The 13218-nt window shown below is 51.6% G+C and carries 11 protein-coding genes and 5 pseudogenes; 4 read left to right on the top strand and 12 right to left on the bottom strand.

Annotated features, from left to right (window positions below):
* Window positions 1–210 precede the first annotated feature (210 nt).
* From A7589_RS13845 to A7589_RS13830, 4 genes and pseudogenes are all read right to left on the bottom strand, one after another.
* A complete protein-coding gene (locus A7589_RS13845; protein ID WP_000203025.1) occupies window positions 211–687 on the bottom strand; it encodes a type III secretion system chaperone family protein in 477 nt (158 codons plus the stop codon).
* Window positions 688–774: 87 nt separating this feature from the next.
* Window positions 775–1677: a 30S ribosomal protein S6--L-glutamate ligase gene (gene rimK / locus A7589_RS13840; protein ID WP_000684316.1), complete on the bottom strand. Its 903-nt coding sequence runs from the start codon at window positions 1675–1677 to the stop codon at window positions 775–777.
* 60 nt (window positions 1678–1737) lie between these two features.
* Window positions 1738–2409 (bottom strand): annotated as a pseudogene (gene nfsA, locus A7589_RS13835) (nitroreductase NfsA); the annotation flags it as partial.
* Window positions 2391–2630 (bottom strand): annotated as a pseudogene (locus A7589_RS13830) (DUF1418 family protein); the annotation flags it as partial. The pseudogenes A7589_RS13830 and nfsA, both read right to left, overlap by 19 nt.
* Window positions 2631–2789: 159 nt before the next feature.
* Here A7589_RS13830 and grxA point away from each other — a divergent pair.
* Window positions 2790–3047 (top strand): glutaredoxin 1, encoded by a 258-nt coding sequence (gene grxA / locus A7589_RS13825; RefSeq protein WP_001195224.1) that lies wholly within the window; start codon window positions 2790–2792, stop codon window positions 3045–3047.
* Window positions 3048–3078: 31 nt separating this feature from the next.
* Here grxA and A7589_RS13820 read toward each other — a convergent pair whose 3' ends face one another.
* Window positions 3079–3456 (bottom strand): inner membrane protein YbjM, encoded by a 378-nt coding sequence (locus A7589_RS13820; protein WP_000681103.1) that lies wholly within the window; start codon window positions 3454–3456, stop codon window positions 3079–3081.
* 268 nt (window positions 3457–3724) lie between these two features.
* Here A7589_RS13820 and A7589_RS13815 point away from each other — a divergent pair, with 268 nt between their 5' ends.
* Window positions 3725–5410, top strand: coding sequence for an aspartate:alanine antiporter (locus A7589_RS13815; protein ID WP_001024862.1), 1686 nt, complete (start codon window positions 3725–3727; stop codon window positions 5408–5410).
* A 235-nt stretch (window positions 5411–5645) separates the two neighbouring features.
* On the opposite strand, the gene A7589_RS13805 is transcribed toward A7589_RS13815, so the two are convergent.
* From A7589_RS13805 to A7589_RS13780, 6 genes and pseudogenes are all read right to left on the bottom strand, one after another.
* Complete coding sequence (locus A7589_RS13805; protein ID WP_000972391.1) at window positions 5646–5864, bottom strand: ogr/Delta-like zinc finger family protein; 219 nt, start codon at window positions 5862–5864, stop codon at window positions 5646–5648.
* 90 nt (window positions 5865–5954) lie between these two features.
* Complete coding sequence (locus tag A7589_RS13800; protein ID WP_040090188.1) at window positions 5955–7055, bottom strand: phage late control D family protein; 1101 nt, start codon at window positions 7053–7055, stop codon at window positions 5955–5957.
* Window positions 7052–7186: pseudogene (locus A7589_RS13795) on the bottom strand (phage tail protein); the annotation flags it as partial. The gene A7589_RS13800 and the pseudogene A7589_RS13795, both read right to left, overlap by 4 nt.
* A pseudogene (gene gpM, locus A7589_RS13790) lies at window positions 7179–7730 on the bottom strand (phage terminase small subunit); the annotation flags it as partial. The pseudogenes A7589_RS13795 and gpM, both read right to left, overlap by 8 nt.
* A gap of 3 nt (window positions 7731–7733) precedes the next feature.
* Entirely contained in the window at window positions 7734–8792 is a 1059-nt protein-coding gene (locus A7589_RS13785) for a phage major capsid protein, P2 family (RefSeq protein WP_073278881.1), read from the bottom strand.
* A gap of 16 nt (window positions 8793–8808) precedes the next feature.
* Window positions 8809–9642 (bottom strand): GPO family capsid scaffolding protein, encoded by an 834-nt coding sequence (locus A7589_RS13780; RefSeq protein WP_028985445.1) that lies wholly within the window; start codon window positions 9640–9642, stop codon window positions 8809–8811.
* A gap of 142 nt (window positions 9643–9784) precedes the next feature.
* On the opposite strand from A7589_RS13780, the pseudogene A7589_RS13775 reads away from it, so the two are divergent.
* Window positions 9785–11551 (top strand): annotated as a pseudogene (locus A7589_RS13775) (terminase ATPase subunit family protein).
* Entirely contained in the window at window positions 11551–12576 is a 1026-nt protein-coding gene (locus tag A7589_RS13770) for a phage portal protein (protein ID WP_095474244.1), read from the top strand. The pseudogene A7589_RS13775 and the gene A7589_RS13770 overlap by 1 nt, the downstream one beginning before the upstream one ends.
* Here the strand turns inward: A7589_RS13770 and A7589_RS13765 are convergent.
* Entirely contained in the window at window positions 12573–13217 is a 645-nt protein-coding gene (locus A7589_RS13765) for a hypothetical protein (protein WP_095474243.1), read from the bottom strand. The two genes, A7589_RS13770 and A7589_RS13765, sit on opposite strands and share 4 nt — an antisense overlap.
* Window position 13218 lies beyond the last annotated feature (1 nt).

Here is a 13218-nt window from a genome sequence, read left to right as displayed (position 1 = left end):
AGCCTCGCAAGAATAACTTTAGCCAGGGTTTGAAACTATAGCTGTAATTAAAAAACGGTATTTAACAAATTTTTATGCGTATTTGCTCTATGTGATAAAGCAAACCTGGCACAATAGAAGTGAATTAATCTTTAATGAAAGGTTAAAATCAGCAGGAAATATTACGACGCGCAGTCACTGCGGCAGCGACTGCGTGCTCGAAGAGAGTTATCAGTGAAGGAAATAGTTTTCGGTAACGTTGTTTTGCCCTTCATCGTCAGTCGGCAACAGCAGCTGATGGGCATTAGCTTCGAGGATGACCATCGAAATCTGCTCTTCGCTCTGGCGTACAAACCATGCAAACTGTTCATAGGTTACGCCCTGCATAACAGATAAAGACTGGCAAACCACCAGCTTTGGCAGATTATCATCCTGCATATCGAGAAATGCTTTCACGGTCAGTGAGCTGGCATTGATGGCTGATAAATCCGCCGCCAGCGGCAACACGGCTGAAGGCCTGACTTCCGCCATGGCAGAAAACAGGATTGTGTTATCAATCAGGTCGATTTTGGCATCAAAGACCCCGTCGAAATTCTGCATATGGGGCAGATGCAAAGCCTGACAGTTATCACATTCAAAAAAACTCATCCCCAGGTCATCGAGCCATTGACGCAACGTATCCAGACCAGGAACGACCAGCGATGTCATAATTTTGTACAACCTCTTCCGATAAAAAGACTGGCACAGCTTACGCAAAAAGCGCAGGCAAAACCATGATCAGTAATGTAATTGCGACTAACCACCCGTTTTCAGGCAATATTCTGCTGTGGCGTGGCGTTCGATCCAGCGGATCATTTTACCCGCAATGTCGATACCGGTGGTTTTTTCTATTCCTTCCAGCCCCGGCGACGCATTCACCTCCATCACCAACGGCCCGCGATTGGCACGCAGAATATCCACACCGGCAACATCCAGCGCCATCGTTCGCGCAGCTTTGATGGCGATTTCACGCTCTTTCGGCGTGATACTGGCGATGCTTGCCGCGCCGCCACGGTGCAAATTGGAGCGAAAATCGCCCTCTTTCGCCCGCCGTTCAATCGCCGCGACAACTTCATCACCGACGACCAGACAGCGGATATCGCACCCTTGCGCCTCTTTTATATATTCCTGCACCAGAATATGAGCGTTCAGGCCGCGAAAAGCATCAATCACGCTTTCTGCCGCCTGGCGCGTTTCCGCCAGCACCACACCAATTCCCTGCGTGCCTTCGACCAGCTTAACCACCAGCGGCGCACCACCGACCATATCGATTAAGTCGCTGGTATCATCCGGCGAATGCGCAATCCCCGTGACAGGCAGGTCAATGCCCTGACGCGCCAGCAGTTGCATTGAACGCAATTTGTCACGCGCCCGGGCAATCGCGACCGATTCGTTCAGCGGATAACTGCCCAGCATTTCGAACTGGCGCAGCGCCGCCGTCCCATAAAAGGTAATGGCGGTGCCAATGCGTGGGATCACTGCGTCAAAATGGGGGAGTTTGCGGCCTTTATAGTGAATGGAAGACGCCGCAGGATTAATGTTCATGTAGCAAGAAAGCGGATCGAGAATTTCAACCAGGTGACCACGCTGTATGGCGGCTTCACGCAGCCGCTTACACGAATAGAGCGTTCCATCCCGGGACAATATGGCAATTTTCACCCTGCACCTCTCTGTCAGACCTGGTCAAAAGCCCGCGTATAATACATCGCCGTAACGGTTTTAGCGCGTCGCCCAACCTTGTTTATGCAAATAATCGAGAATAAAAGGACGGCTTTCTTTGATAATCGTCCGCCGAATATGATCGCTCCAGGTATCCCGGCGATTATTGCTGCCACGGGTAAGATAATATTCCGCCAGTTGCTCGTCATACTGCGCCAGAGCATCTTTATCCAGCGACTGGTAGCTGTTTTCATGTACCAAAATGGAGGCCGGTAAACGCGGCTTGAGATCCGGGTTATCCGCAGGCCAGCCGAGACACAGGCCAAACAGCGGCAGAACATGCTTTGGTAATTTCAGCAGTTCCGTCACCGCTTCAATGTTATTGCGCAGGCCGCCAATATATACACCGCCCAACCCCAACGATTCCGCTGCGGTTAAGGCGTTTTGTGCCATCATCGCTGTATCAACAACACCGAGCAACAACTGTTCAGCCAGGCCGAGTTGAGCATCCGGGCAGATCTGCAAATGACGGTTAAAGTCGGCGCAAAACACCCAGAACTCCGCCGCTTGCGCAACGTGTTTTTGCCCACCGGTCAGCGGCACCAGGGCTTCACGCAATGCGGGATCGGTAATGCGAATAATGCTGCTGCACTGCAAAAAGCTGGAACTGGAGGTCGCGCGGGCGCTGTTGATAATCGCCTCACGCTGTTCAGCGGAGATAGGTTCATCAGTTGCGGGGCCAGCCGTTTTGCCACCTGAAGAATAACCACCACCGCAGCGGGAAGCATGAGCAAAACACCGAGAAAAATCATCAGAATTTGCGCTTCTGGCGTAGAAAACGGCGCTGGAAGCGAAAAGTTGTCACTTATCGACAGCAGCGCCGCCGCCAGTAACATCATTCCAATAAATTCCAGTATCAACACGCTTTTAGGCAATTTACCGATCGCGCGCATAAACTTCCCTCTGCAAAGTGAGCTGCTAGTTTAAAACCTTTCGCCGCGTTGTGCTTAACAGTTATAGCTTTAAGCAATCAATGCAACAGGTTAAACCTACTTTCAGCGAATAAGATTTGGCGTGATCATGCACACATGAGAGATAAATGGAGAAAGCCAATGCAAACCGTTATTTTCGGTCGTCCGGGTTGCCCTTACTGCGTGCGTGCCAAAGATTTGGCAGAAAAGTTAAGTAATGAACACGATGATTTTCACTATCAGTATGTGGATATTCGTACTGAAGGGATCACTAAAGAGGATCTGCAACAGAAAGCTGGCAAGCCGGTAGAAACCGTACCGCAGATTTTTGTCGATCAGCAACACATCGGTGGCTATACCGATTTTGCTGCCTGGGTGAAAGAGAATCTTGACGCCTGATTACCGGATAAGCCCTCTCTGTTTGAGGGCTTTATTGATTTTTTCTGTGTTGCGGCCTGAACAAGCTACTGATAAACAAAAAACATAATGCGCCCAGCGCACACCAGAAGACGGCACTCAACAACCACGCCAGCTCCTGCCAGAATGAGCGTGATGGTGAAAAAAACAGACGCATAATTAACATAGAACACGGTGCTGCCAGCATTGCGCCAAACAGTGGTTTAAGGACTTCTCTACGCCGCGAAAAAAAGCTGGCTACAGCCCCAGGAAGAATGAAAAACAGTAAGCCGATTTCAGGGTGCCCGGCAGCCCGAAAAGCTCCCTTCATATGTGTCGCCAGAAAAAGGCACACCACAATAAAGAGGACAAAACAGCAAATTGCCCCCGCCCAATGTTGTTTATGTTTCACATGTTCCTCCTGACACTGCCTCTATCGAACACATTTTTCGCCGGTGTGGCGCTCAGTAAGATAAAGCCGCTTCGCATTCCATGCTAATATAGGCCAACACAATTCTTATAGCCGTTGGTATCTAATGTGATTACACTAGTAAAATATATTGTTACTTTACTATTGATTAAGTGCGCTGAATGAATCTGCGCTCTGAATTCAGGTAAAAACATTATCTTAAATTACCATTTCTTTCAACAGCTTACTCGTAAACAAGAAGTTAGTCTCCGTGAATATAAACGTCGCCGAATTGTTAAATGGGAATTACATTCTGTTATTATTCGTGGTCCTCGCGCTTGGACTATGTCTCGGAAAATTACGACTTGGTTCAATCCAACTGGGTAATTCCATTGGCGTTTTAGTCGTATCACTGTTATTAGGTCAACAACATTTCAGTATTAACACCGACGCGCTTAATCTTGGCTTTATGCTGTTTATTTTCTGCGTCGGGGTCGAAGCCGGACCCAACTTTTTTTCCATTTTTTTCCGCGATGGGAAAAATTACCTAATGTTAGCCCTGGTAATGGTCGGTAGTGCACTGCTGATCGCCTTAGGACTGGGTAAGTTGTTTGGCTGGGACATCGGCCTGACGGCCGGTATGTTGGCTGGTTCAATGACATCAACACCGGTTTTGGTTGGTGCGGGCGATACCTTACGCCACTCAGGAATAGAAAGCGGGCAGCTCTCTGCGGCACTGGATAATTTAAGCCTCGGGTATGCATTAACCTATTTGATTGGCCTGGTGAGTTTGATTGTCGGTGCGCGTTACTTGCCTAAGTTGCAGCATCAGGACTTACAAACCAGCGCCCAACAAATCGCTCGTGAACGGGGTCTGGATACCGACGCCAGCCGTAAAGTCTATCTGCCGGTCATTCGCGCCTACCGCGTCGGGCCGGAACTGGTCGCCTGGGCCGATGGCAAAAACTTGCGCGAACTGGGTATTTATCGACAAACCGGTTGCTACATTGAACGTATTCGTCGTAACGGGATTCTGGCAAATCCGGATGGTGACGCCGTGCTACAGATGGGCGATGAAATAGCGTTGGTAGGATATCCCGACGCCCACGCCCGACTCGATCCCAGCTTCCGTAACGGTAAAGAAGTTTTTGATCGAGATCTTCTCGACATGCGTATCGTCACTGAAGAGGTGGTCGTCAAAAACCATAACGCTGTCGGTAAACGCCTGGCACAACTGAAGCTGACCGATCACGGTTGTTTCCTTAACCGCGTCATCCGCAGCCAGATCGAAATGCCGATCGACGATAACGTGGTGCTTAATAAAGGCGATGTATTGCAGGTGAGCGGCGATGCCCGTCGCGTGAAAACCATCGCCGATCGCATCGGCTTTATCTCGATTCACAGCCAGGTTACCGATCTACTGGCATTCTGCGCGTTCTTTGTCATCGGTCTGATGATCGGGATGATCACCTTCCAGTTCAGCACATTCAGCTTCGGCATGGGTAACGCCGCCGGATTGTTATTCGCTGGTATTATGCTGGGCTTTATGCGAGCGAACCACCCGACCTTCGGCTATATTCCCCAGGGCGCGTTAAGCATGGTGAAAGAGTTCGGTTTGATGGTATTTATGGCGGGCGTGGGTTTAAGCGCCGGTAGTGGCATCAATAACGGCCTGGGTGCGATTGGCGGTCAGATGTTGATTGCCGGGTTAATTGTCAGCCTGGTGCCCGTTGTTATTTGCTTCCTGTTTGGCGCTTATGTGCTGCGCATGAACCGCGCGCTGTTATTCGGTGCAATGATGGGCGCACGTACTTGTGCTCCGGCAATGGAGATCATCAGCGACACTGCGCGCAGCAACATCCCGGCCTTAGGTTATGCGGGCACTTATGCAATAGCTAACGTACTGCTGACGCTGGCAGGGACAATCATCGTAATGGTATGGCCAGGACTCGGATAAAACTGAAGTTGCCCCAAAAATGAAATTTTTTTGTACAACCGCAGAACTTTTCCTCGGGGCATCAGTCTTAATTAGTGCCACTGCTTTTCTTTGATGTCCCCATTTTGTGGAGCCCATCAACCCCGCCATTTCGGTTCAAGGTTGATGGGTTTTTTGTTGCCTGAAATTTATGCCGTTTAAAATCATGATGTTAGAAACACTGTTTTTTAACGATGGCGACAAAATGGCGGCAGCGTCAAAGAGAGAGCGCCACCTGTCCTGATTTCATTGGATGCGGCTGAACCGGATTTGACTCTTTTGGCGTTGCAATCGAACGAACAAAAGTTTCATGGGTAACAAAAGTATGGCTGCAGTTAATGTTCTGGCACTGGTTGTAACGCTCTTTGGTCAATGAAGATACCTGAAAACTGCTGCGAGTATGGGCGGCACTTCCACACAGTGGGCAAATCATCATTTTTCGAGTTCTCCCCATTTTTGCTAAATTCACAATAATGATACCGCATTATTCCATTTTGCAAACTTAAAAGTTCTCCATTGCGAAGAATCATTCCATTTCGAAATCATCAATCCTCACTTCAAGCTCCAGACTGGTTGTAAAACCGTTATCGGGGCTGACGGTATGCGTCAGAGTCGTAATGGTCCATTCCGCATCATCTATCGGCTGTTTAAAGCCACTGACCTTCACAGGCATTTCTGTGTAGAGATCTGCCCGCCCTTCCGCCAGTTGTAGCGAGAATGATGCAACGCCGCGTTGCAGGCGTTCCCACTGCATTTTCGCTGCCCGTTCGGCGTTGCTCCGGTTGGCATAAGTGCGATTAAGTACCAGCACGTTTTCATCCGTACCCACCAGGTAATCGCCCTGCTTCGCTTCCGGCTCTTTCTTCTGCTTCTTAGTCCTGCGCTTACGCTTCACCGTGGTGCTTTCTTTCTTCTCGGGTTCGCGGGTATGCAACCAACTGGCAATTACGCCCGTGTAGGCTCCGCGATCTGCCAGGGTAAAGCGGTGACTGTCGCCGTCCTTACGTGTGATTGAGATCACCGGCAGTGGTTTACCGCTGGCGCTTTTGCCCTGTCCCTGCCGGATGAATAACAGATTGCCATTTTTCACCGACGCGATGGCACCGTACTGGCGCGCCAGCCGCATCAGAAAACTGCCGTCACTCTCATTAGTCTGGTCTATATGCTCCACGGGCTTATCCGACAGGTCTTTACCCAGTGCCATCTTCAGCTTATGACGCGCGGCTATTTCCTTCACCACTTCCCCGACAGTGGTCTTGTGCCACGATTTTTCACGGCGGGTATTCAGCGTTTCCCTAAAATCAGCACTTCGCGCCCGGATAGTCAGGCGATCCGGTGCGCCGGTGTGTTCAATCTCGTCCACCGTGAATGCCCCTTTCGGGAAAAGCGGCTGCCCCTTCCAGCCCAGCGCCAGCGTGATGACCGCACCACGGCGCGGCAGCACGATTTTTCCGTCGGCGTCGTCCAGCTCCAGATCAAGCTGGTCCGCTTCAAAGCCCCGATTGTCCGTCAGCGTCAGACTCATCAGACGGTTATCCAGCACAGTAGTGATATCCCTGCCCTCAATACTGATGCTGAATGCGGGAGTTTTGTTGCCTTTGTTAAGCAGTTCAGAGCTGAAATTCACGACAGCAGCCCTCCCACCGTTTTACTGATATCACTTAAGGCAGATGTTGCCGTGTCCTGCAGATTATTCAGTTGCGTACTGAGATCACCGAACATACCGGACAGGGATTCATCCACCCGTTTGAGCGACAGCCGGATTGCTTTCACTCAGGACAGCGCCAATCGCTTTATGCAGACGCGCCCGTGACTGGTCCGGCATATCCAGACCGTCTGTCAGCTCCAGCGTCTGCAGCAACAGATCGGCATCAAAGTCGGTGGCGGCAAGCATTGCGCTCTGCGCTGCATCTGCCATTTCCTCTGCCAGCACGGTCTGCACGTTGCGGTTACCCAGCGGCATCACCCAGCCATGACGCAGGGCATGACGCCCGATCTCCAGCGCCCCGGCATAATCTCCGGCATCAATGCGCCACAGCATCACGTACATCAGCACGTCATCCTGTTGAGCGCCTCCGGCAGCCAGGACGCCCTCCGCCCAGGCGGCGTACTTCGGCAGCAGCTCCACCTTGATTTCCGCTTTTTTGACCGTGGACTGAACGCCCTTGAGACGGCGGCGGTCTTCCGCCAGTTGCAGCAGCATCAGGTCATAGCCCGACGCGTGGCGAACACTGCCCCCCTCGCGAGCGGCCTGTTCAGCCTGAACGCGCAGGCGATGCTGCCGTGCGGGACTCAGGCTCATGAATTACGCTCCGGTTTCTGCTGCGGCGGCGCTGAAGTCACCAATCTGGATGTTTTCCACCAGTGCAGCGCAGCGATAGTCCTCAACCACATAGGCTTCGTTAACGGATTCAAAGTTTTCAATCCGGTCACGTTTCGGGTTGTCGATAACTGAACGGCGGCGGGTATCTTCCTGCCAGTAGATGGACAGGTTATCCAGACGGGTGATCAGCAGCGCATTCGGCGGGAAGAACGGCGCACGCACCGCCTGCAGGCCACCCATGCGTTTCTGACTGATGATCATATCGGCAGCCAGTTTTTCACTGTTTTCCTGCTCTTTGTTGACCAGCGGGAAATACTTGTCAGACAGCAGTTCACGCCCGCAAATCACCACCAGATCGTCATCGTCCTGGTAGACAACGTCGATAAGCTCACTGACGGCATCCATCACTACGGCGTCCAGGTTGGCATATTCGCCCCCTTTCCCGACTTTCACCGCACCCGGTGTGGTTTCACCGCCCGTGGTGGTGCTGCCCATGACGTGATCCGGTGCATCCTCACGGATTTTCTGCAGCCAGCCTTTATTCACATCCTGCAGTAGCGGGTTTTCGCTACGGTTGGAGGTTTTCGCACGCTTCACGCCGTTAAAGCCGATCATGATGCGGTCCAGTGCCTGACGTTTCACGATGGCGTCACGGATACGCACCTGAAAATCCTGAAACTTCGCCCACAGGTCCAGCTTCGCGTAGGTCAGTACCGTGTCAAAGTTGGTTTGCTCGCATTTGTATTCCACATCGACCATCAGCGTCGGATCGACAGGTTCACGCTCTTTCGCGGTGGTGTCAGTGGTTCCGGCAATGGTGCTGCCAACACCCAGCCCCAGCAGCTGACCGGACTGCTCAGTCACTGGCGTGACGTTAATCAGCGTCAGGAAAGCGGCGGACTGCTGGATCTGGTCTTCCAGCGTCTGCTGTACAGACGGCTCTACGGTGAATTTGCTGGACAGTTCTTCAACTGCCACACCGTTCAGACGCGCCAGCTGCTGCAGGTAAGCGTTAAAAGCAAAGCGGGTATTCTTCTTCATCAGGTTTTGTGCTCCATCAGCAATTGGTCAGAGTGTCAGCGGGGGCGTTACCGCCTGTTGCACGCTGGCGGTAGTCCTGGCGGCTGTCTTCATGGCTCAACTTGTCCACCAGTTCGTTAAAGGCGGTCAGCTGTGCCTGCAGGGCTGTCTCCAGCTCAGACAGGCGTTCTTCCTGTTCAGACAGGGATTTTTCGGTGCGCGCACTCAGGTTTTGCTGCTCAGTGGCGACCAGCTCCACGGCCTTATGCACATCAGAGAACCGGGCATCATCGGACTGCTCTTTTTTGGTGAACAGCGCCGTGACACGGGCAAACAGGGATGGTTTTTCGTCCTGGACTTCTTCCAGTTCGATCACCGTTTCCTCTGCAGCGGTAAAAAGATTGGCGGGATTCTGCTTGCGGTTTGCCAGCGGGTTATGGGCTGCACTGGCGCTGAATGTCAGCATTTCCGTACCCAGACTGGCTGGATCATCAGTGGCGGCCAGGCCAACCAGGTAGGCTTTGCCCGTATCAGCGAACTTCGGGCTGACTTCCATAGAGGTGAATAATTTCTGGCCTTTTTTCACCAGCTCCACCAGGGACTCCGTTGGCTCAACATCGGCATACAGCGCCATCTTGCCTGCCAGCGGACCTTCCGTGATTTCTTCAGCAAACAGCGCCGTCACCTTGCCGTAGCGGTTAAAGGTGCTGTCCGGCAGATAAGACTTGATGTGCTCAAGGTTAATCAGCGCGGTGTACACCGCCGGGTTGTAGCTGGCTGCCATCTGTTCCAGCCATTCACGCTGGATTTCGCGTCCGTCGGTGGTGGCACCTTCCACCCCGATGCGAAAACGCTTTGCTTTCACTGTCATGAGCCGTGCTCCGTTAGAAAAAACTTACTGGAGCCTTATGGTTGCGGTGATGGGGGCAGTGAAACAATGCGCGGTATTTGTACCGACAACCACACAAACCGCAGGCGGGGAAAGCCTTCATTCAAGGCTGTAGGTTTGTGCCATGAACACCACACTGACACCCGCAGATCTCGATCCCCGTCGGCAGGCCATGCTGCTGTACTTTCAGGGATACCGCGTAGCCCGCATTGCTGAAATGCTGGGGGAGAAAGTTGCAACCGTTCACAGCTGGAAAAAACGCGACAAGTGGGGTGACTATGGGCCGCTGGATCAGATGCAGCTCACCACCGCCGCACGCTACTGCCAGCTCATCATGAAGGAGCACAAAGAAGGGAAAGATTTCAAAGAGATTGACCTGCTGGCGCGCCAGTCGGAGCGCCACGCGCGGATCGGCAAGTTTAACAATGGCGGCAACGAAGCCGACTTAAACCCTAACGTCGCCAACCGCAACAAAGGCCCGCGCCGTCAGCCGGAAAAGAATGTTTTCACCGATGAGCAGATTGAGAAGCTGGAAGAAATCTTCCATTCCTCCATGTTCAACTACCAGCGCCACTGGTGGGAAGCCGGAAAAACCAACCGCATCCGCAACCTGCTGAAGTCACGCCAGATCGGCGCGACCTTTTACTTTGCCCGTGAAGCCCTGATTGACGCTCTGCTTACCGGACGTAACCAGATTTTTCTTTCCGCCAGCAAGGCACAGGCTCACGTCTTTAAGCAGTACATCATAGACTTCGCCAAAGAAGTCGAGGTGGAGCTGAAAGGCGATCCGATGGTGCTTCCTAACGGAGCCACGCTTTACTTCCTCGGCACCAATGCCCGCACGGCCCAGAGTTACCACGGCAACCTGTATCTGGATGAATATTTCTGGATACCGAAATTCCAGGAGCTGCGCAAAGTGGCTTCCGGGATGGCTATTCACAAGAAATGGCGACAAACCTATTTTTCCACGCCATCCAGCCTGACCCACAGTGCTTATCCGTTCTGGTCCGGTGCGCTGTTCAACCGTGGACGCAACAAAGCTGACAAGGTGGACATCGACCTGTCCCACAGCAATCTGGCCCCCGGCCTGCTGTGCGCAGACGGGCAATACCGCCAGATAGTCACCGTGGAAGATGCGGTGCGCGGCGGCTGCAACCTGTTCGACCTTGACCAGTTGCGCATGGAGTACAGCCCGGACGAATACCAGAACCTGCTGATGTGCGAGTTTGTGGACGATCTCGCGTCCGTGTTTCCGCTCAGCGAGCTGCAGGCGTGCATGGTGGACAGTTGGGAAGTCTGGACCGACTTTCATGCTCTGGCCCTGCGCCCGTTTGGCTGGCGCGAAGTGTGGATCGGTTATGACCCGGCAAAAGGTACGCAGAACGGCGACAGTGCCGGATGCGTGGTGGTGGCACCGCCAGCCGTGCCGGGTGGTAAGTTCCGCATTCTTGAGCGTCACCAGTGGCGCGGGATGGACTTCCGCGCCCAGGCTGACGCCATCAAAAAACTGACCGAGCAGTACAACGTGACCTACATCGGCATCGACTCGACAGGTGTCGGCCACGGGGTTTACGAGAACGTGAAAGCGTTTTTTCCAGCCGTCCGGGAGTTTGTCTACAACCCCAACGTTAAAAACGCCCTGGTACTCAAGGCCTACGACATTATCAGTCACCGTCGTCTGGAGTTTGACGCCGGACACACCGACATAGCGTAGTCATTTATGGCAATCCGTCGCGCCACCACCGCCAGCGGCAACCGCCCAACCTATGAAGCCAGCCGCAGCGAAGAAGCCAGCCATGCCGATCTGGCCTGGGCAACAATGCACGCACTGTTTAACGAACCGCTGCAGGGCGAGTCCGCCAATACCAGCAATATTGTGGAGATTTTTTGATGGGAAAGAGTAAGAAAAACCGCGCTGCGGCGACGAATCAGATCCTGCATAAAAACCAAACTTCAGCCGAAGCATTCAGCTTCGGTGATCCCGTTCCTGTTCTGGACCGCCGCGAATTACTGGACTATGTGGAATGCGTACAGATGGACCGCTGGTATGAGCCACCAGTGAGTTTCGACGGGCTGGCGCGAACCTTTCGCGCCGCCGTGCACCACAGCTCACCGATTGCCGTAAAGTGCAACATACTGACCAGCACCTACATCCCTCATCCGCTGCTCAGCCAGCAGGCGTTTTCACGTTTTGTGCAGGACTATCTGGTATTTGGTAACGCCTACCTAGAGAAACGCACGAACCGCTTCGGTGAAGTGATCGCCCTTGAACCTGCCCTGGCAAAATACACCCGACGCGGATTAGATCTGGATACCTACTGGTTTGTGCAATACGGCATGACCACGCAACCGTATCAGTTCACGAAAGGCAGCATTTTTCACCTAATGGAACCGGATATTAATCAGGAGATCTACGGCCTGCCCGGTTATCTTTCTGCCATTCCGTCTGCCCTGCTCAACGAGTCCGCCACGCTGTTCCGTCGCAAGTATTACATTAACGGCAGTCATGCGGGCTTTATCATGTACATGACCGATGCCGCGCAAAACCAGGAGGATGTGAACAACCTCCGCAATGCGATGAAAAGCGCCAAAGGCCCTGGCAACTTCCGCAATCTGTTTATGTACTCGCCTAACGGCAAAAAGGACGGGCTTCAGATCATTCCTCTGTCAGAAGTCGCGGCGAAGGATGAATTTCTGAATATCAAAAATGTCAGCCGCGATGACATGATGGCAGCACACCGAGTGCCGCCGCAAATGATGGGGATAATGCCTAATAATGTTGGGGGGTTTGGGGATGTGGAGAAAGCTGCCAAAGTATTCGTAAAAAATGAATTAGAAATTCTTCAGAAAAGAATAACAGAGCTAAATATTTGGTTAAACATAACAGTAATTAACTTTGAGGATTACCGTTTTTAAATCAAACCAAGAATGATGGCTTTTGCTTCACTACATTTTTTCGATATAGCAAAGGCCTTTGTTTTATTGGGAGGCCTAACCTCTGCTTCGAAATCTTCACCAGATGCCAAATCATAAATATCAGAAGAAAATTTCTCCAGCTTATTTTTATTTAAAGACTTGTTTTTTAACGGTAAATTATCAACCATAAACCTAATATTTTTATCCAAGGTCATTAACATGGCTTTGATATTAATCTCATCACAAATATTGCTTTCATTATCAGCACAAGATGAATCGTGCCCTCTGACCCAATAACGTACTGCAATATCCTCCAATTCATTTATCAAGGATAACATTGCTTCACCAGATTTGGTGAGACGTTTTGCCTTAGCGTCAATTCCTTTTTGAATCAAATTAAAGAAAAAAGCACTCAACGCACCTGCTAATGCAAGTATAATCCCATCAGAAAGTGTGGTGTTTCCTGAGTTACTAATAGCTTCTGCAACAGATGAAAAACCACCATTGATAATATGTATCAAGTCGACATTATCAACAGCCGAATGAGAAAAAACAACCCCATATTGCTGAGCATCATAACCCGCCCTAAAATAAAGCTCATTATTACTCATCATATAATGATAATTATAATTGGGCTCCATT

It is taken from the genome of Escherichia sp. MOD1-EC6475 (assembly GCF_003046645.1).
Taxonomy (GTDB): domain Bacteria; phylum Pseudomonadota; class Gammaproteobacteria; order Enterobacterales; family Enterobacteriaceae; genus Escherichia; species Escherichia ruysiae.
The sequence above is the reverse complement of the archived record's forward strand: the minus strand, read 5'-3'. Positions and strand labels throughout refer to the sequence as shown.

Bases quoted from the DNA above. Each gene is read 5' to 3' on its own strand.
- A7589_RS13845 (WP_000203025.1), bottom strand. From the start codon at position 687: ATGACATCGCTGGTCGTTCCTGGTCTGGATACGTTGCGTCAATGGCTC.
- grxA (WP_001195224.1), top strand. From the start codon at position 2,790: ATGCAAACCGTTATTTTCGGTCGTCCGGGTTGCCCTTACTGCGTGCGT.
- A7589_RS13805 (WP_000972391.1), bottom strand. From the start codon at position 5,864: ATGATGATTTGCCCACTGTGTGGAAGTGCCGCCCATACTCGCAGCAGT.
- A7589_RS13785 (WP_073278881.1), bottom strand. From the start codon at position 8,792: ATGAAGAAGAATACCCGCTTTGCTTTTAACGCTTACCTGCAGCAGCTG.
- A7589_RS13780 (WP_028985445.1), bottom strand. From the start codon at position 9,642: ATGACAGTGAAAGCAAAGCGTTTTCGCATCGGGGTGGAAGGTGCCACC.
- A7589_RS13770 (WP_095474244.1), top strand. From the start codon at position 11,551: ATGGGAAAGAGTAAGAAAAACCGCGCTGCGGCGACGAATCAGATCCTG.
- A7589_RS13765 (WP_095474243.1), bottom strand. From the start codon at position 13,217: ATGGAGCCCAATTATAATTATCATTATATGATGAGTAATAATGAGCTT.